17 protein-coding genes are annotated in these 18,042 nt (G+C 50.8%); 13 read left to right on the top strand and 4 right to left on the bottom strand.

The genetic code is table 11. The features are described from left to right. Positions 1-63 precede the first annotated feature (63 nt). The 11 genes from CRP01_RS18390 (at position 64) to CRP01_RS18445 (ending at position 10,534) form a co-directional block, all read left to right on the top strand. Positions 64-1,323, top strand: coding sequence for a hypothetical protein (locus CRP01_RS18390; protein ID WP_099151552.1), 1,260 nt, complete (start codon positions 64-66; stop codon positions 1,321-1,323). A 112-nt stretch (positions 1,324-1,435) separates the two neighbouring features. Continuing rightward, positions 1,436-2,671, top strand: coding sequence for a cytochrome c oxidase subunit II (locus CRP01_RS18395; protein WP_099151553.1), 1,236 nt, complete (start codon positions 1,436-1,438; stop codon positions 2,669-2,671). A gap of 188 nt (positions 2,672-2,859) precedes the next feature. Continuing rightward, complete coding sequence (locus tag CRP01_RS18400; RefSeq protein ID WP_099151554.1) at positions 2,860-4,716, top strand: cytochrome c oxidase subunit I; 1,857 nt, start codon at positions 2,860-2,862, stop codon at positions 4,714-4,716. Positions 4,717-4,848: 132 nt separating this feature from the next. Beyond that, on the top strand, positions 4,849-5,745 hold the full coding sequence (gene cyoE / locus CRP01_RS18405) for a heme o synthase (protein ID WP_233752708.1): 897 nt from the start codon (positions 4,849-4,851) through the stop codon (positions 5,743-5,745). A 4-nt stretch (positions 5,746-5,749) separates the two neighbouring features. After that, on the top strand, positions 5,750-6,331 hold the full coding sequence (locus CRP01_RS18410) for a cytochrome c oxidase subunit 3 (protein ID WP_099151555.1): 582 nt from the start codon (positions 5,750-5,752) through the stop codon (positions 6,329-6,331). Between the two features lie 75 nt (positions 6,332-6,406). After that, positions 6,407-7,339 carry a cytochrome c oxidase subunit 3 gene (locus tag CRP01_RS18415; protein WP_099151556.1) on the top strand — a complete coding sequence of 311 codons (933 nt, stop codon included), beginning with the start codon at positions 6,407-6,409 and terminating at the stop codon, positions 7,337-7,339. Positions 7,340-7,380: 41 nt separating this feature from the next. Next, positions 7,381-7,803 carry a cytochrome C oxidase subunit IV family protein gene (locus CRP01_RS18420; RefSeq protein ID WP_233752709.1) on the top strand — a complete coding sequence of 141 codons (423 nt, stop codon included), beginning with the start codon at positions 7,381-7,383 and terminating at the stop codon, positions 7,801-7,803. Between the two features lie 279 nt (positions 7,804-8,082). Further along, entirely contained in the window at positions 8,083-8,748 is a 666-nt protein-coding gene (locus CRP01_RS18425) for a hypothetical protein (RefSeq protein WP_143473432.1), read from the top strand. A gap of 4 nt (positions 8,749-8,752) precedes the next feature. Then, positions 8,753-9,331 carry a DUF420 domain-containing protein gene (locus CRP01_RS18430; protein ID WP_099151559.1) on the top strand — a complete coding sequence of 193 codons (579 nt, stop codon included), beginning with the start codon at positions 8,753-8,755 and terminating at the stop codon, positions 9,329-9,331. A 38-nt stretch (positions 9,332-9,369) separates the two neighbouring features. Beyond that, positions 9,370-9,639: a hypothetical protein gene (locus tag CRP01_RS18435; protein ID WP_099151560.1), complete on the top strand. Its 270-nt coding sequence runs from the start codon at positions 9,370-9,372 to the stop codon at positions 9,637-9,639. Between the two features lie 400 nt (positions 9,640-10,039). Next, positions 10,040-10,534, top strand: a complete 495-nt coding sequence (locus tag CRP01_RS18445) for a hypothetical protein (protein ID WP_099151562.1) — start codon at positions 10,040-10,042, stop codon at positions 10,532-10,534. A gap of 107 nt (positions 10,535-10,641) precedes the next feature. Here CRP01_RS18445 and CRP01_RS18450 read toward each other — a convergent pair whose 3' ends face one another. From CRP01_RS18450 to CRP01_RS18465, 4 genes are all read right to left on the bottom strand, one after another. Further along, positions 10,642-11,166, bottom strand: coding sequence for a DUF3575 domain-containing protein (locus tag CRP01_RS18450; protein ID WP_099151563.1), 525 nt, complete (start codon positions 11,164-11,166; stop codon positions 10,642-10,644). A 281-nt stretch (positions 11,167-11,447) separates the two neighbouring features. Further along, positions 11,448-12,959 carry a carboxypeptidase M32 gene (locus tag CRP01_RS18455; RefSeq protein ID WP_099151564.1) on the bottom strand — a complete coding sequence of 504 codons (1,512 nt, stop codon included), beginning with the start codon at positions 12,957-12,959 and terminating at the stop codon, positions 11,448-11,450. 5 nt (positions 12,960-12,964) lie between these two features. Further along, positions 12,965-14,323, bottom strand: coding sequence for a pyridoxal-phosphate dependent enzyme (locus CRP01_RS18460; RefSeq protein WP_099151565.1), 1,359 nt, complete (start codon positions 14,321-14,323; stop codon positions 12,965-12,967). A 278-nt stretch (positions 14,324-14,601) separates the two neighbouring features. Further along, a complete protein-coding gene (locus CRP01_RS18465; protein ID WP_099151566.1) occupies positions 14,602-15,450 on the bottom strand; it encodes a LysM peptidoglycan-binding domain-containing protein in 849 nt (282 codons plus the stop codon). Positions 15,451-15,600: 150 nt separating this feature from the next. Between CRP01_RS18465 and CRP01_RS18470 the strand changes: the two genes are divergently transcribed. Beyond that, positions 15,601-16,707, top strand: a complete 1,107-nt coding sequence (locus CRP01_RS18470; protein WP_099151567.1) for a TolB family protein — start codon at positions 15,601-15,603, stop codon at positions 16,705-16,707. A 101-nt stretch (positions 16,708-16,808) separates the two neighbouring features. Further along, on the top strand, positions 16,809-17,987 hold the full coding sequence (locus tag CRP01_RS18475; protein ID WP_099151568.1) for a glycoside hydrolase family 1 protein: 1,179 nt from the start codon (positions 16,809-16,811) through the stop codon (positions 17,985-17,987). Positions 17,988-18,042: the final 55 nt, after the last annotated feature.

The raw sequence follows: 18,042 nt of genomic DNA on the forward strand, positions 1-18,042 counted from the left end.
GGGAAAATAATGCATTTAAGAATAAGATTCGGCGCGTTTGCGCTCACTAAATAAACAGCATCAATGAATCAATTTACGCTGGAAGCCAGACACAAAAGCGTTTTAATAGGAGCCGTCATTCTCGGGGTCCTGTGCCTAGGTTTGACTTTTCTATTCTACGATGATGAATTGCATTCTCGCTTTTGGAGTAACTATCTGCACAATACGGTATTCTTTACCGGTATTGCTTTTGTTTCCCTCTTCGTGCTGGCTGCATTTACTACAGCCTACGCCGGATGGCATACCGTTTTCAAGCGGATCTGGGAAGCTTATGCTTTCTTCCTAATCCCCGGCTTGGTGCTGTTTTTAGTGATCATTGCCGGTATCTGGGGCCATTTCCACCACCTGTACCACTGGACGAACGAGGCCGATGTGGCCACGGACCGGATCATGTTGGGTAAATCAGGCTTCCTGAACAAGTACTGGTATACTTTCGGTACGATCATCATCATGGGTACCTGGATCTTCTTTGCGAATAAACTGAGAAGTATTTCCGTAGAGGAGGATCTGCACGGAACTACGGATTACGCTTTCCACCGTCGCATTCGTCGCTGGTCTGCCGCTTTCCTGCCTATCGCCGGTTTCACCAGTGCCGCTCTGATCTGGCAGTGGGTGATGTCCGTGGATGCGCACTGGTACAGTACGCTGTTTGCGTGGTACGCCACGGCGAGCTGGTTCGTAGCCGCTATGGCCCTGACGATCATGACCCTGATCTTCCTGAAATCAAGAGGATATTATCAGAACGTTACGGATGAGCACCTGCATGACCTGGGTAAATACATGTTTGCCTTCAGTGTTTTCTGGACTTATCTGTGGTTCTCTCAGTATATGCTGATCTGGTACGGAAACAACGGTGAAGAGACCATCTACTTCCGTACCCGCCTGGATGAATACCGCGTGTTGTTCTTCGGCAACCTGTTGCTGAACTTCGCAACGCCGTTCCTGGTACTGATGCGCAACGATACGAAGCGGAAATTCGGTACACTGGTATTCGCTTCCGTCATCTGTTTCTTTGGTCACTGGTGGGATTTCTTCCTGATGATCAAACCCGGTGTATTGCACACGACGCACGAAGCGCTGGCGCACGGTGCCGAAGCGGCTGCCGATGCAGCTCACCACGGTGGGTTCACGGCCGGCTTTACGATCCCCGGACTGCTGGAGGTCGGGACGATGCTCGGATTCCTGGGTGGTTTCCTTTGGTTTGCCCTTTCCAGACTGGAAAAAGCGCCGCTGACTCCGTCCAACGATCCTTATATCGAAGAGAGTCTGCACCACCACGTATAAAGCTTATTTAGACTTATTCTAAATAATTAGAAACACCCGGTGATTTTAATCAGTAAAGAAGGGGTTTCAATTAATTTTGAAAGCAATTACAAGAAATTATAAATAATCAATAATGACTGCTATTCTAGCTATACTTTGCGTACTCTTGATCGGCATCGTTGTCGTTCAAATTGGTAAAGTAACCGAGTTGGCGGCTAAGATCCGGGGAGAAGAGGAAGTTGAAGAAGGCACAAATCGCCGTCAGTCCGGCTATTTGATGGTTTTCATGGTCGCTTTTCTGATCTTCACGGTGGTCAGTGCACTATACTACCGGAATTATATGTTGGGTTACGGACCGCACGAATCTGCTTCTGAGCACGGAGGCAGTCTGGACTCCCTGTTCAATACCACTTTGTTCTTCACCGGTATCGTATTCATCATTACGCAGATCGCTCTGTTCTACTTCGCGTGGAAATATCGCGCTGAGAAAGGGCGGGCGTCCTTGTACATGCCGCACGATAACAAACTGGAGGTGATCTGGACGATCATCCCGGCCGTAGTAATGACCTTCCTGGTAGTTGGCGGTCTGGATGCCTGGAACGAAGTAATGGCCGATATCCCGGAAGACGCTCAGGCGGTACTGATACCGACCACCGAAGATAAGAGCGAGTTCCTGGAGATTGAAGCTACCGGTTATCAGTTTGCCTGGGATATTCGTTATCCGGGTGCAGACGGTCTGCTGGGAACCAAGAATTTCCGCATGATCACCGGTACCAACCCGCTGGGGCAGGACTGGTCCGACGAGAAGAACCACGACGATTTCATGACCAATGAGATCGTACTGCCGAAAAACCGTTGGGTACGGGTACGGATCACCGCCAAGGACGTACTGCACAACTTCTATCTGCCGCACTTCCGCGTGAAGATGGACGCAATACCCGGCCTGCCGACCTACTTCGTATTCAAGCCGACCAAAACGACGGAAGAATACCGGGAGCAGTTGTCAACAGTGGCGGAATACCAGGTGCCCGATCCGAACGATCCGGAGAAGATGCTCTGGGAGACTTTCGGGTACGAACTGGCTTGCGCCGAATTGTGTGGTAAAGGTCACTTCAGTATGCGCCGCGCCGTACGCATCGTAGAGGAAGCGGAATATGCGGCCTGGGCGAGAGGACAAAGCCCGCTGTACGATTCCGTACGCGGTACTGACGATGATCCTTTCCAGGAAGAGAACGCAGCCACTATGGAAGCAGAGGACGTGATCGAAGCACCGATCGATTCTCTAACGCTACCGATCGATTCACTAACGGCTCCGATCGACTCTATCGGTATGGCAGAGCCAACCGACACTACGGGCTCAACCGAGTAAGCAAAACGGCAGCGCAAATAGCTGCTCTTGAATATACCGATAACTTCCTCAAGCGGAAGTAAGTAGACCAGGATCATTATTTTAAACAAGACCTCGGGTTTACTGTTAGATTGATGCATTATTAACTATTACGGAGAGGGGAGGAAGCCCGCTCCTGATTCAAGAAATTACAAACAGATCAAGCGAATATGGCTACTTTAATAAGTGCACCTCAAGTACAGGAAGATAAGCTGATTGAAGAGCTTGGCTATGATGATCATTTTCATGATCACCATCATGGTGACAAGTATCAATCCAATTTTGTGTCCACTTACATTTTCAGTATGGACCACAAAATGATCGCCCGGCAGTTCCTGATCACCGGGATGTTTTGGGCTATTATTGGTGGTTTAATGTCTTTGATTTTCCGCCTGCAGTTAGGTTTTCCGGACGAAAGCATGGCTTGGCTGAAACCGATCCTGGGACAGTGGATCACGATCAACGATGAAGGTGTTGGTCAACTTTCACAGGAGTTCTACTATGCACTCGTGACGATGCACGGTACGATCATCGTATTCTTCGTACTGACGGCCGGCTTGAGTGGTACTTTCAGTAACCTGCTGATTCCGTTGCAGATCGGTGCACGGGATATGGCATCTCCTTTCCTGAACATGTTGTCCTACTGGTTCTTCTTCCTGGCCGGTGTGGTAATGTTCGCGTCACTATTCCTGAATACAGGGCCCTTCTCGGGGGGATGGACGGCCTATCCGCCGCTCAGTGCGCTCCCGCAGGCCTCGCTTGGTTCGGGGGCCGGTATGACGCTTTGGGTGACGAGTCTGGTCTTCTTCGTAGTTTCCGTACTGCTGGGTGGTATTAACTATATTACCACGGTACTGAACCTGCGTACCAAAGGTATGAGCATGTGGCGTCTACCGCTGACGATCTGGGCGTTCTTCGTTACTGCTGTACTTGGTCTGTTGTCCTTCCCGGTACTCGCATCCGGTTTCTTCCTGATGATGTGTGACCGCGGTCTGGGGACCAGTTTCTTCCTGAGTGAGATCTTTATCGGTGGCCAGGCTTTGGATCACGTGGGCGGTAGCCCGATCCTGTACCAGCACTTGTTCTGGTTCCTGGGACACCCTGAGGTATATATCATCATCCTGCCCGCGATGGGTATCGTATCTGAAGTACTTTCCGTCCACGCACGGAAGCCGATCTTCGGTTACAAAGCGATGGTGTACTCCATTTTGGCCATTGGTTTCCTGAGCTTCATCGTTTGGGCGCACCACATGTTCATGTCCGGAGTGAATCCATTTATCTCTAACTTCTTCGTGGTATTTACCCTCATCATTGCCGTACCTTCGGCGGTGAAGGTATTCAACTGGATCGCGACCCTCTACGGTGGTAATATCCGGTTCAACGCCGCGAGTCTGTTCGGTATCGGTTTCGTATCCATGTTCATCTCCGGTGGTCTGACCGGTATCTTCCTCGGTAACTCCGCGATCGATATCCAGATGCACGATACCTACTTCGTAGTAGCTCACTTCCACATTGTGATGGGGGTAGCGGCCTTCTTCGGTATGTACGCCGGTGTTTACCACTGGTTCCCGAAAATGTTTGGCCGTTTCATGAACGAGACCCTTGGTAAGATCCACTTCTGGGTAACCATGATCGGTGCCTACGCGATCTTCTGGCCGATGCACTATCTGGGTATGGCCGGTGTACCTCGTCGTTACTACCGCTTCGACCTGTTTGATACGTTCCGTCACTTCACGGAGATCAACAAGTTTATCACGATTGCGGCGGTGATCGTATTTGCGGCTCAGTTGCTGATGGTGATCAACTTCTTCTACAGCATCTGGAAAGGTAAGAAGATGACGACCCGCAACCCATACGGAGCAACTACTCTGGAATGGACTACACCGATCGACACGGGTCACGGCAACTGGCCGGGCAAGATCCCCGCTGTTCAGCGTTGGGCTTACGATTACGGTAAGGACGGAAAAGAGTTCATCCCGCAGATCGTACCGATGGCCGAGGGTGAAAAAGATGGTGGCGACCATTGATCGTAAGCGCGAATTTGTAAGACGTTAAGATGTTGCAGCCCCCGGAGGGGAATAGTGGAGATCAGATACATTACGGTTCTGATCTCCACTATACAAGCCGGGAGCTCAATTTCCATATAAAAGCAAGGAACATTGTCTGTTAGAGTAGCGGAATCCAGCCTTTGGGGGCGCAGTCTTCAGAAGGTGCAGGATTACAAGATGCTGGTTAAGTTGAGATTGTCGCTTACCGTGGTTTTTTCCTCGGTACTCGCCTTCCTCATTGCCAGCAACGGAGCCATTAACTGGCTGGCGGTAGCGGTACTGGGCATCGGAGGTTTTCTCGTTACCGGCGCTGCCAATACGCTCAACCAGGTACTGGAAAAAGACTATGACTGCTTGATGAAACGCACCGCAGATCGTCCGCTGGCCGCCGGCCGGATGAAGATCTCGGAAGCGGTGCTGGCTGCCGGATTCATGAGTTTATTCGGCATCAGCTTGCTGGCTTTATTCAATCCCTGGACGGCTTTCCTGGGAACGGTTTCGCTGGTTGCCTATGCGTTTCTGTACACACCCGTAAAGCGCATCTCCCCCCTGGCGGTGGTGATCGGCGCTGTACCGGGAGCATTGCCGACCATGATCGGTAGTGTGGCCGCCGAAGGACAACTGACGCTGCTGGCGCTGAGCCTGTTCGCTATTCAGTTCCTCTGGCAGTTCCCGCACTTCTGGTCGATTGGTTACCTGGGATTTGCCGACTATCAGAAAGCCGGCTACCAGTTGATGCCCAGCAAGAACGGAGCGCCTGATCCCAGCGTAGGCTGGCAGGCATTTTTATATACTTTATTCCTATTACCCGCAAGCGGATTGCCATTTTTCCTGGGGGTTACGGGCCTGATCTCACTGATCTTCGTCCTGGTGCTCGGGATCGCTTTTGCTTATTTCGCCTGGAAATTCTACCGGAATTACGACCGGAAATCAGCACTGGCACTTATGTTTTTCTCCTTTGGCTATATCCCACTGACCTTAATCGCATTTTGGTTGGATAAAGTATAATGATATGAATGATGTAGTTGTGAATAATACACTCGGCAGAAATAAGATACACCCAAAGAAATTTGCCCTTTGGGTGGCTTGTGGCAGCATCATGATGATGTTTGCGGCCCTGACGAGTGCTTATATCGTGCGCAGAGCGGGCGGGAACTGGCTGGAATTTCAGCTGCCGGCCATCTTTACGTACAACACGATCACGATCTTAGCCAGCAGTTTAAGCCTACACCTGTCCTATCGCGCCTTCTTACGGGGCAATAGCGCGGCGTACAAAGGTTTGCTGCTCGTAACTTTAGCATTGGGCCTACTTTTTGTAGGTTTGCAATACGAAGGCTGGACGCAACTGGAAGCCATGGGTGTTCCTCTGCGGCTGAACCCTTCGGGAGACTTCATCTACGTGATCTCTGCGGTACACGCCGCCCACGTGCTGGGAGGTATCGCCACCCTGATCGTAGCCAGTCTCCACGCATTCACACTGCCCAATAAAGTGACACCGGCCCGTAAGCTCAGGTTCCAGTTAACCTTCACTTACTGGCATTTTGTAGATTTTCTGTGGCTGTATCTACTGGTATTCCTGATGCAGCAGTCCTAGCACCGCCGCGAACCGGCGATAAATACGGACACCTGATACTCAATTAAAATATACTCAATACTAAATAACTAACTGATGGCGACGACTGATACCGTTATCGAACACGAAATCCAGGAAGAGCAGGATCTTTGGTCGGGAGGTAAGCAACCTTTTAAGGCGAGCTACGGCAAGCTGATGATGTGGTACTTCTTATTATCGGATGCTTTCACCTTTGCGGGTTTCCTTATTGCCTACGGTGCACTGCGTTTCAGCAGTCCTACCTGGCCGGTACCGGACTTTGTGTTCTCTACCGCACCTTTTGGTATCCACCATGCACCGCTTATTTTCGTAACGATTATGTCCTTCCTTCTGATCGTAAGTTCCGTGACCATGGTCCGGGCGGTACAGGAAGGACACCGCGAAAATAAAAACGGGGTGGTATTCTGGATGCTACTGACTGTACTGGGCGGTGCGGGCTTCCTGATGTGTCAGGCCTGGGAATGGACCAACCTGATCGGCACCGAGCATATGACGGTAACCACCAACCCTTTCGGTACGCATACCGAAGACGGCGTTTACCTGAATGCGGACGGTTCCGAATCCGATGAGACCTTCAAGGCCGGAGAAAGTTACCTGCTGCACAAAGCGGCCGGTGGCGGACACGGTGAAGGACACGACGAAGGTCCCCACTACGAGACGGAAGTAGGCGATTACGCCGGCTATGCGGTGAATGAGAAAGGATTCGTACTGCGTAAATTTAAAGTAACCGAAGGTGAGGACCAGGGTATAGTCAAAGCTGAGGCACTCGGGCCGGCTGCTTTCGGTGCGCTGTTCTTCTTTATTACCGGTTTCCACGGTTTCCACGTTTTCTCCGGAGTAATGTTCCTGCTGATCATTCTGATCAACGCGGCCAGCGGACTGTACGTGAAGCGTAAGAACGGATACGAAATGGTAGAGAAGATCGGGTTATACTGGCACTTTGTAGACTTGGTGTGGGTATTCGTATTCCTGGTATTCTATCTGTTGTAATAAAATTGCCAAACCGCTACTGTAGCTTTAAATAAATTATAATGGGACATTTATCCTACGAAGAATCTATCAAGAAAGTATACCGCGGCCTGATCCTGCTGGCGGGTGTAACGCTGGTGGAAGTATTCCTTTCTCTGCTCGGTAAAGGATACGTTATTCCGGGCGCGGAAGAATATAAAGTATTGATCTATATCGTTGGGTTGGGCCTGATCGGTCTTTCCCTGTACAAGGCCTACTTCATCATCTACGAATTCATGCACATGCGTTACGAGATGAAAGGACTGGCCATGACGGTGCTCCTGCCTACCTTACTGCTGATCTGGGCGATCATCGCGTTCTTCCAGGAAGGCGATAGCTGGAAAGGACGCCGCGAGCAGATCAAGGAAAAGAACGAGATCAAAGAAGGCACGCAGCAGGGATTCCAACTGCGCCAGGACGATTTTGAGATCCGGAATCTGGGCTGATCTTCAGTCGGATAAGGCATCATCCCGCTCCGGTTATTCGGAGGCATCCGGGAGATAAGAAAGGCGGAATATTCATTCCGCCTTTTTTATTGCCGGTACGCGAAGGGCGCACTTTCATCTGATTGTAAAAATTGCCGCTCTGACGTTAAAAGCTTGAACAAGAGCAGCCGGAGTCCGTTATCCATGTTGATTTTAGGGCTATCTTTGCGGGGAAATTCCGGGATTTATAACACACGAAGATTTCCCGTTTCCATTACCCCTAAAGGCTAAAAAACAATTATGGCAAAATCAGCTAGAACGATATTTCAACTAGGGGCTCTGGTCATGTTGCTGATCGTTTTCCCGGCAGCATCCTGGTACTATCTCAACTCCGGTCTGCAGTACCGGCGTTCGACAATGGCTGAGCTCAAGGAGTACGGTACTTTTCCCAGTGAAAACTGGCCACTGGCGGACGGCAGTCAGCTTTCGGAAGAATTTCTGAAGAAGAAAATGCTGCTTGCCCACCAAATGCCGGATGCCGGCCATCCGGAACTGGTCAAAAGATACGGCGAGACCCTGAGACGCCTGCACGATCAATTTGAAGAACGGGACGAACTGATCTTCCTGACCCTGTTGCACGGAGATTCCGCGCGGGTCGGACAACAGCTTATGCCCTTTGCCGAAACCTACGAACTGGAGGATCAGCCCCACCAGTTTTTTATACGGCTGGACGATAATGAATTCGCTTCCCTCGGGAAGGAGGTACTACAACCCAAATCCGAAGCTGCATCGGACCTGGAAGAACCATCTGCTTTCTTTTTACTAACGGACACCACCGCTACCATCCGTCGCTATTACGATATTCGCGAAGAAAGTGATATCAGGCGTCTGGTAGAGCATATCGCGCTGCTGTTGCCTTTCAAAAAGGACCGGGAGCTTATTTTCAAAAGAGAAGTAGAAAAATAGACTAATGGACGCAAATCTGAGCTTGGCTCGCAAACTGAACGTTTACGCCTGGATCATCTCCGGAGCCGTACTATTTCTGGTAGGATTGATGCGCAGGGTAAAGATCGACCTGCCCGCCGGATGGGATATGAGTTTCTTACCGCCTTTCCACGCTACGCTGAATGCCCTGACGGCAGTGGTGTTGCTGGTGGCGTTGTACTTTATTAAACAGAAAAATATCGAAGCCCACCGGAAGGCCATTTACGTGGCCATGGGACTGTCGGTACTGTTCCTGTTGTCCTACGTGGCCTACCATTTCACAACCCCGGAAACAATCTTCGGCGACGCGGACGGCAACGGAGTGCTCAGTGATGCGGAAAGGCTGGAAGTGGCAGGGCAGCGCACGGTTTATCTCGTTCTGCTGCTGACCCACATCGTACTGGCTGCCTTGATTTTGCCCTTTATTTTGTTTACATTTATCAGGGCTTACACCGGGCAATTTGAAAAGCACCGGAAGATGGCCCGCTGGGTATGGCCCCTGTGGTTCTACGTTGCTATTACCGGGCCTATCGCCTATTATATGCTGGCTCCTTACTATCAGTGATGCGCAATTTAAAATTCACAACACGGAGAATAAGAATTATGAAATCGAAGATCCTCAAATATCTCAGTATCTTTCTGCTGGCCATCAGTATCCAGATGGTGAGTCCCGAGCCGGTACAGGCTCAGTGCCCCATGTGCCGGATGTCGGCGGAAAGTAATTTGCAAAACGGCGGACAGGCGGGTAAAGGACTCAACAACGGGATCCTTTACATGCTGGCTACCCCGTATCTGCTGGTTGGTCTGATCGGCTTTCTCTGGTGGCGCAACCGCCGGAAAGAGTCCGAAGAAGAACTGGAGGCAGAAGTCTAAGCCACGTGATTTCCCGGCCGGTTGCAGCTCAATTTGCCACCGGCCGGAAAACCACAGAACCGGAAGTCGAAGCTCCGAAAAACAGCCCCTATCCCAGTTGCCGCGCTCGGCAAATCCCTCTGGACTATCCCTTCTTTTATCCGCATTATTAAGCTGGTTTGCCGGTTTGAAGCTTGGATTATTTGCAATTTTTTCGTTTTTTCAGTAACCTTTTAATTCGAAAAGGTATAAATCTACAAACAACTCCGGTTCATTATACACCAACTTTTACAACTCAATCTTCGCCTCAATGTACTGACTCTATGTGAAGAGCTCCGGCTCTCAAAAGCAATCTGCACTTGAAAAAAAATTCTTATTATAACCCTTTTTAATTTTTTGTTCACTTAAACTCTATTCATTTATGAAAAGGTATGCAGTCCTTTTTGTGGTGGCCTTGTGCCTGTTTTTTGCCAATAATGGAAACGCACAGGATTACAATTCTGCCATCGGTTTACGTCTGGGCTATCCCCTGTCCCTGACTTACAAAACCTTTATTTCCGACGATAGTGCCATTGAAGTATTCGGTGGTCTGCGGGGATACTCCTCGTACAGCTGGGTCAACGTAGGTGGTGCCTACCAGGTACACAAGCCGATCGAAGGTGTTGACGGGCTTAACTGGTATTTCGGTGGTGGCGCCAGCGTATTCTTCTGGACCTATAAAAACTCCTTTACCGGAGATGGTTCCGCATCTACTACCTTCGGGATTCTGGGTAATCTGGGACTTGACTACAAGTTTGCGGATTCTCCGATCAACCTGAGTGCCGATTGGATGCCGATATTCTTTATTGGTAACGGATTCGGCTCCGGCTTTGGCGGGGGCTACGGTGCCCTGGCCGTACGCTATACCCTCAACTAGGTTTCCATTAGGCAATGAATACACAGAGGTTCATTGCACTAAAACATAAAAAAGAGGGCCGACGAGTAAGATCGTCGGCCCTCTTGTCTTTTTAAATGCCTGCTTTTTTAGTTCAATAGATAACCTACCGTGGCGATGGTGATCGTCGGTAGAGTACCGGCACCGAAGGCATCAAAGTCATCATCGATACCTTTTCCGGTGATGATACCATAAGTAGGTCCAACGTTGAAATCCAGGTAGAAACGGTCGGAAAGACGGAGCTGATAACCGATAACCCCACCGATGGTGATCAGGGCGTAGGAACTCACATCATCGTCATCCGTGCTGATAGTCGCGATATTGGCGATCGGCCCGACGTAAAGTCCTTTGGGACGCTCACTGTTGGATAGATAAAAACGGTATCCACCGCCCGCACCGAATCCGGTGAAGCGGACACCTGCCAGTTTACGGGAATAGAAATTGGCCCGTAGGGTAAACGAAGCATTTTCGCTGACAAATTTTTCGTAGCTGGCATTGAGTACACCGAAGGCCAGACCGAAAGGATTGGCCTTGATCAGAGATTGTGCGCTAACGGAGGCGCATCCAAAACAAAATACAATTGCGAAAGCGAGTTTGAATAGTTTGGCTTTCATAAAAAGGGTTTTATAGTGAAAAAAAAATCTTGAGTTCTTTATTTAGTAGTATTGTGCAACAGCACCGGTCTATAGCGGACGTGCTGACTATCGGTGGTGCGCATGCACTACATTCAGCCCGATGCCCACGTGGGACCAGGTTAAATCGAGTTTTGGTAAAGAAAGTTTAAAGAGATAAGTGTGAAATGACGATTGCAAATTGCCTGGAAAAGCCTGGTTGATAACGTTTGGGTAATTATCAACGCAGGGCAAAAATACTTTATATTATGAATTAACAAAAATTAAAGTCCTAAATCATAAATCGAATTATACTTTTTCCGGGCGTACTCCATAAAGTAACGGAATTGCAGGGGCTCGCCGCAAACCTTTTCACAGAGATCATTCGCCGAATAAAAACGACCGTGGGCGTGGATATTTTTTCGCAACCACTCCAGTACCGGACTGGTATCGCCCCGCAGAATGGACTCCTGCAGATCCGGGAGGTCCTGATCGATCTGATGGTATAGCTGCGCGGCGTAAAAACTGCCCAAAGAATAGGTGGGGAAATAACCCAGACTGCCGTGAGCCCAGTGGATATCCTGCAGTATACCCCGCTTGTCGTCCGGAACCTCCAGATCGAGATATGCTTTGTATTTTTCATTCCAGGCATCCCGCAGGTCAGCTACTTCCAGACTGCCTTCGATCAGCGCTTTTTCCAGTTCGTAGCGGATCAGGATATGAAAATGGTAGTGCAGTTCATCCGATTCCACCCGGATCAGACTCGGTTCGATCTTGTTGATCGCCCGGAAGAAATCCGTAGGCGTCACCCCGGAAAACTGCTGGGGAAAGACCGCCTGCAGATCGGGGAACTGCGCCTCCCAGAAAGCCAGACTGCGTCCTACATTATTTTCCCAGAGCCGCGACTGGGACTCGTGGATGCCCAGCGATACATACCGCCCGAGCGGCAGACCGTAGTATTCCACGGGCAGTCCCTGCTCGTACAGCGCGTGACCACCCTCGTGCAGGCAACTCCACGTCATGGTCGCAAAGTTGTTTTCGTCTACCCGGGTAGTGACCCGTACGTCTTCCGGTGAAAAATTAATGGTAAAGGGGTGCGTAGACAGGTCCTGACGACCGGCCTGAAAACTAAAGCCGATCCGTTTCAGCAGTTCCAGCCCGTAGTCCCACTGTTGTTGCTGGGGGAAATGTTGGTGCAAGAAGGCATCGTTCACCTGGGGCTGTTCCCGGATCAATCTTACAAAATCAACGAGTTGTTCCCGGACGTCTACAAAGAGCGGATCCAGCTGGCTGACACGCATACCGGGTTCAAATTCCTCCATCAGCGCATCGTAGGGGTGAGCTTCGTAGCCCATTTTACGGGCTTCTTCCCGTTTGATCTCTATCAGATCGGCCAGTGGCTGGGCGAACACCTTAAAATCATTCGCTTCCCGGGCGGCGATCCAGGCGTGATAGCCGGCGGATACCAGTTGGGACCGACGGATAACGAAATCCATGTCCAGTTTGCGGCTGCGCTGCAGGTCCCGCCAACTCAATTCGATATTGCGTTGCTGGCTGATGCTGAGCTCCTGCCCGTCGTTGACAAGCTTTTCGATCACTTCGCCCAGCTCGGGAGCGGTGAAGATCTCGTGGGCCATGCCCGACAAAGTGGCCACCTGCTGGGAGCGGAAACGCGCACCCTGCGGCGGAAGACTTACTTCTTTATCCCAGCTGAGAACGCCGATAGCGTATTCAACGTCCGCCAGTTTTTGCATCTGACGGACGTATTTATCGTATAATTCGTTGTTTTTCTGCATGCTCCTTATAAGGCCTGAATGATATCGTATTTGGTCACTACGTGCAGGGTACCTGCCGTATCTTTAACCAACACCGCCGGCGTCGATTTGTTGATATAGTGGTTCAATTGACTGAAGGGCATGTCGGAATTGACCAGCGGGAAGGGATCGCCCATGATGGTCTCCACCGTTTTTTCGGAGTGATTGAACGGGTTATCCAGCAGGTAATTCAATACGATATTTTCGGTGATGGAGCCCACCACTTCCTCATCTTTCATTACCGGCATCTGGGAGATATCGTGTTCCTTCATAACGGCGAAAGCCTGACGGACCGTTTCGGAAGCGCTAACCGAGAAGAACTGCTTGTCTTTCTTTTTGGCGAGAATATCCTTCACGCGCAGTTCGGTATCCAGGAACCCGCGTTCCCGCATCCAGTCGTCGTTGTAGATCTTGCCGACATACCGGCTACCGTGATCGTGTATCACAATCACCACCACATCGTCCGCCGTAAGCTGATCTTTCATCTGGAGCAGACCGGCCATGGCCGAACCGGCGGAATAGCCCAACAGAATGCCTTCCTCGCGGGCCAGCTTGCGTGCGTAGAGGGCGCCGTCCTTATCGGTTACTTTTTCGAAATGATCGATGATGCTGAAATCCACGTTTTTTGGCAGAATATCCTCGCCGATCCCCTCGGTGATGTAAGGATAGATCTCCTTTTCGTCAAATTCGCCGGTTTCGTGGTATTTTTTGAATACCGATCCGTAGGTATCGATCCCCCAGACCTTGATGTCCGGATTTTGTTCTTTCAGGTATTTGCCGGTGCCGGAAATGGTACCGCCCGTACCAACCCCCACCACGAGGTGGGTGATCTTGCCGCCGGTTTGTTCCCAGATCTCCGGTCCGGTGCTTTCGTAATGCGCCTGCCGGTTGGACAGGTTATCGTACTGGTTGAACCAGAAAGAATTGGGGATCTCCTTACTGAGCCGTTCGGCTACGGAATAGTAGGAGCGGGGATCTTCCGGAGTGACGTTGGTTGGGCATACGACCACCTCGGCCCCCAGGGCTTTCAGCAGATCGATCTTCTCTTTGGATTGTTTGTCGTTGGTGGTGAAAATACAGCGATAACCCTTCACCGCTCCGGCGATGGCGAGTCCCATCCCCGTATTTCCGGAAGTACATTCGATGATGGTACCACCGGGTTTGATGTCTCCATTGGCTTCGGCATCTTCCAGCATTTTGAGCGCCATGCGGTCTTTGATGGAATGGCCGGGATTAAAAGTCTCTACCTTCATCAATACGGTAGCGGGTACATCGGCCACGATCCGGTTGAGGCGGACCATTGGGGTGTTGCCGATGGTTTCAAGAATACTTTGTTTAAAATTCAAGTTGATACAGATTATAAGTTAATGGTAGTAATTGGACAAATAAAATTAAACCGTGAACCTAAGAGCCCGACGGTCTGCATGATCTGGCACCGATCATAGTCCCGGAATGCTCCGGTCCATAACACCTGGCCCCTAGAAGAATAGAGCAGTTGATAGTTAAGTCAACAAAAGGAAGTTCCCATGGTTCTTCCCGTTCACCGTCAACCCTCAACCCTAAACCATCTACCCTCAACCGTCTACCGTCCCCCGTCAACCATCCCCCAAAGCTACACTCACCATCATTTACAATAAGTAACTTTGATATAGAATCGCTGGTCTACCGCCCCCAGCAGTTTCGCCGCCATGGGGGAGAGTACGACCTTGACGTTCCCTTCGTAGGCACGGTTTGTCATGTTACCGATCACTTTAACGTAAACAGTACGTTGGTTCATTGGGTTGGTGACCCCAATAATTGCATTCTGGCGCGCGTAGCGGTGCAGTGCGTACAGCCCGGCCGCTTCGTTGCCGTTCTTGAACCAGTGGGCCACACCGCTCTCCGTGGTTTCATTGCCTTCGCATTCGCGCAGGTAGATGGCCTTCATCGCCTGGTTGCGCTGTGCGGTGGGGCCGCCCGCATTCTCTCGCATATCCTCCTGAATGCCGTGGATGTTCATCCAGCCGACATGGAGCAACTGTTCCGATTTGAGTTCCGTGCTCAGGAGCTGGTTACGGGCCATGAGCTCTTCCACTTCCATACGGAAAAACTTCTTGGCGATGCGGTACATCGTATCGCCCTTTTTGACCCGGTAGAATATCGGGATGTAATCCACCGGAGAAAAGCCTTCTCCCTGATAACGCCGGATCGCGCGGTTCGGTATGGGAACCCGGATCTCCTGGCCGATCTTGATCGGATGGTCCTTTAGTCCCTGATTGTAGTAGTAGAGCTCCTCCACGGACAATCCGTAGAATTTAGCCAGGGAATACAGGGTCTGTTTGGGCTCCATCTGATGCATGAGGTATTTATCCCCATAATCATTCGTCATCAGGAAGACGGTGTCTTCGGGAGTCAGGTAATTTAAACTGTCGCCGGTAATTGCTCCGTGGGCTGCGGTCAGAACGAAGATCTGGAGCGCTAAGATCAATCTCATAGTAATCGGATTAGGTATATCTCTACAAAAATAGCGCTTTTGTATTATACTAACTTGTCGCTTAGTAACTTTGTCGTTTTGACCTGCGGCCGGCGTAAAATACCGACCGGAAGTCTATACAATGCGAAAGTTATAAAAAGAAAAATGCAAATGAAAAGATCTTTTTGGTTACTAGTCCTCGCTATTGCTATTGTTAGTTGCCAGTCGGCCGGTAAAGAAGTATCGGAAGAAATGGCCGATACCGGTGAAGTAGCAGTAGACAGTCTGCGCTACGAGGGAGAAGCCCATATCAGTAATATCCGCCAGCTGACCTTTGGCGGTGATAATGCGGAAGCCTATTTTAGTTTTGATGATTCCAAACTGGTTTTCCAGGCTACCAATCCCAACTGGGGTGCGGAGTGTGATCAGATCTTCTACATGCCGGTTTCCGGAACGGACGGCAGCCAGCCACCGCTGCTCAGCACGGGTGAGGGCCGTACGACCTGCGCCTTCTTTATGCCCGGTGACACCAGTGTGCTTTACGCTTCGACCCACGCGGCGGATGCGGCCTGCCCCGAAGCGCCCCGTACGCTGAACGGCAAATACGTCTGGCCGGTATTCCCGACTTTCGATATTTACATTTCGAACCTGCAGGGCGAGGTCATTCAGCAACTGACCGACGAGCCGGGCTACGATGCCGAAGCTACCCTCTCTCCGGACGGCAGCAAGATCGTATTTACTTCCGATCGCTCCGGTGACCTGGAACTTTATACCATGAATGTGGACGGTACCGATGTACGCCAGATCACCGATTCGCTGGGCTACGACGGCGGCGCTTTCTTTTCGCCGGACGGCAGCAAGCTGGTGTGGCGCGCTTCCCGGCCCAAGACGGACGAAGCGGTAAAAGTGTATAAAGACCTGCTGGCCGAAGGAATGGTACAGCCGACCGATATGGAGATCTACATCGCGAATGTGGACGGCTCGGATGTCAAGCGACTGACGAGCCTGGGGAAAGCCAACTGGGCGCCCTATTTTCACCCTTCCGGTGAGAAGATCCTGTTTTCTTCCAACCACCATTCTCCCGAGGGAGGACGGCCGCAATTCAACCTGTTTGCGATGAACCTGGACGGAACGGGCCTGGAGCAGATCACCTTCGACAGCGTTTTCGATGCCTTCCCGATGTTCTCACGGGATGGGAAGAAACTCATCTTTGCGTCTAACCGCAACAATGGAGGCACGCGGGATACGAACCTGTTCCTGGCGGACTGGAACGATTGATGATCGGGTGCTGTGATGGTCTGCATGCAATCCGATGGGCCGGGAATAAAAAATACCGGTCATCATAGTAGCAGATCATCACAGCATCATTATCTTGTGCTATGCTTATCCAATTTCCACCATCTTTTTTCTGGGGAAGTTCTACCTCCGCCGCCCAGATCGAAACGGCCTCGGACCATAACTGGCTTGGCTTCAAGGCGAAAGATGGCAGTGTTTTCGACCGGACGATCGATCACGAACTACGCCGGCAGGAAGATCTGGAATACATCTGTCAGTTTGGAAAAGTATACCGGTGCGGCATCGACTGGGCCCGCCTGCAACCGGAACCCTTCGGCCTTTTCGATCAGGAAGCCGTCGATGAATACCAGGAATTTTTCGCCCATCTCCGGGATCGGGGGATGACCGTCATGCTGGTGTTGCATCACTTCGCCAATCCCATCTGGTTCGAAGAACGGGGCGGCTGGCTGGAAGAAAATAACATTAGTGCTTACACGGACTACGTGCAGAAATGCGTGGAGCATTTCGGGCTGTATGTCAGTCACTGGAATACGTTCAACGAACCCAATGTTTACGCCGGGGCGGCTTTTTTCCTGGGGCAATTCCCGCCGCACAAAAAGAGTCTGCGCAAGGCGAACCGGGTACTCAATTATCTGGGACAGGCCCATCAAATCGCCTATGATCTCATCAAAGACCAGTTCCCGGATGATCAGGTAGGCATCTCATTCAATACCGCCTGGTTTGACGCCACCCATCCGCTGGGCCGGATCCCGGCCTATCTGGTGGATCGCTGGTTTCACCGGAAAGCCGCGCGCTATTTCACCAGTGTGGATTTTTGGGGACTGAGTTACTACGCTTATGTACCGTTCAATCCCAAGCCCATCACCGAGATCGAGCAACCGGGGAAACTGAAAAAAATGGGGATCCCGCACGATAAAATGTGGGGGTATAAACCGGAAGGACTGGGCATCATGCTGCGGCGTTTCCACAAGTGGTTTAAAAAGCCCCTGATCGTTATCGAGAACGGCATCTGTACGGATGATCCCCAGGTGCGGATCCAGAGTATCAAAGATTATCTGCAGGTGATCGACGGTGTCATGGAAGAGGGTATCCCCATCTTAGGGTATATCCACTGGAGTACTTTTGATAATTTTGAGTGGAATCTTGGTCTGTCCTACCGCTTTGGGCTGGTAGCCGTTCATCCCGAAACGAAAGAGCGTACCATGACCCCCGCCGGGGAGTTTTATGCGGAATTGACGCAGACGCGGCGGTTGTATCTATAGCAGTTTGGGAACAGGCCTTTGGATCTGTAAGCGAAAGATTATGTTCTAAAATACA

Origin of the sequence: Flavilitoribacter nigricans DSM 23189 = NBRC 102662, assembly GCF_002646595.1 — a bacterium.
GTDB lineage: Bacteria > Bacteroidota > Bacteroidia > Chitinophagales > Saprospiraceae > Flavilitoribacter > Flavilitoribacter nigricans.

Excerpts from the sequence above, each read along its gene's own strand:
- CRP01_RS18390 (WP_099151552.1), top strand. The coding sequence starts at position 64 with ATGAATCAATTTACGCTGGAAGCCAGACACAAAAGCGTTTTAATAGGA.
- CRP01_RS18395 (WP_099151553.1), top strand. The coding sequence starts at position 1,436 with ATGACTGCTATTCTAGCTATACTTTGCGTACTCTTGATCGGCATCGTT.
- CRP01_RS18400 (WP_099151554.1), top strand. The coding sequence starts at position 2,860 with ATGGCTACTTTAATAAGTGCACCTCAAGTACAGGAAGATAAGCTGATT.
- CRP01_RS18410 (WP_099151555.1), top strand. The coding sequence starts at position 5,750 with ATGAATGATGTAGTTGTGAATAATACACTCGGCAGAAATAAGATACAC.
- CRP01_RS18415 (WP_099151556.1), top strand. The coding sequence starts at position 6,407 with ATGGCGACGACTGATACCGTTATCGAACACGAAATCCAGGAAGAGCAG.
- CRP01_RS18420 (WP_233752709.1), top strand. The coding sequence starts at position 7,381 with ATGGGACATTTATCCTACGAAGAATCTATCAAGAAAGTATACCGCGGC.
- CRP01_RS18425 (WP_143473432.1), top strand. The coding sequence starts at position 8,083 with ATGGCAAAATCAGCTAGAACGATATTTCAACTAGGGGCTCTGGTCATG.
- CRP01_RS18430 (WP_099151559.1), top strand. The coding sequence starts at position 8,753 with ATGGACGCAAATCTGAGCTTGGCTCGCAAACTGAACGTTTACGCCTGG.
- CRP01_RS18435 (WP_099151560.1), top strand. The coding sequence starts at position 9,370 with ATGAAATCGAAGATCCTCAAATATCTCAGTATCTTTCTGCTGGCCATC.
- CRP01_RS18445 (WP_099151562.1), top strand. The coding sequence starts at position 10,040 with ATGAAAAGGTATGCAGTCCTTTTTGTGGTGGCCTTGTGCCTGTTTTTT.
- CRP01_RS18450 (WP_099151563.1), bottom strand. The coding sequence starts at position 11,166 with ATGAAAGCCAAACTATTCAAACTCGCTTTCGCAATTGTATTTTGTTTT.
- CRP01_RS18455 (WP_099151564.1), bottom strand. The coding sequence starts at position 12,959 with ATGCAGAAAAACAACGAATTATACGATAAATACGTCCGTCAGATGCAA.
- CRP01_RS18465 (WP_099151566.1), bottom strand. The coding sequence starts at position 15,450 with ATGAGATTGATCTTAGCGCTCCAGATCTTCGTTCTGACCGCAGCCCAC.
- CRP01_RS18470 (WP_099151567.1), top strand. The coding sequence starts at position 15,601 with ATGAAAAGATCTTTTTGGTTACTAGTCCTCGCTATTGCTATTGTTAGT.
- CRP01_RS18475 (WP_099151568.1), top strand. The coding sequence starts at position 16,809 with ATGCTTATCCAATTTCCACCATCTTTTTTCTGGGGAAGTTCTACCTCC.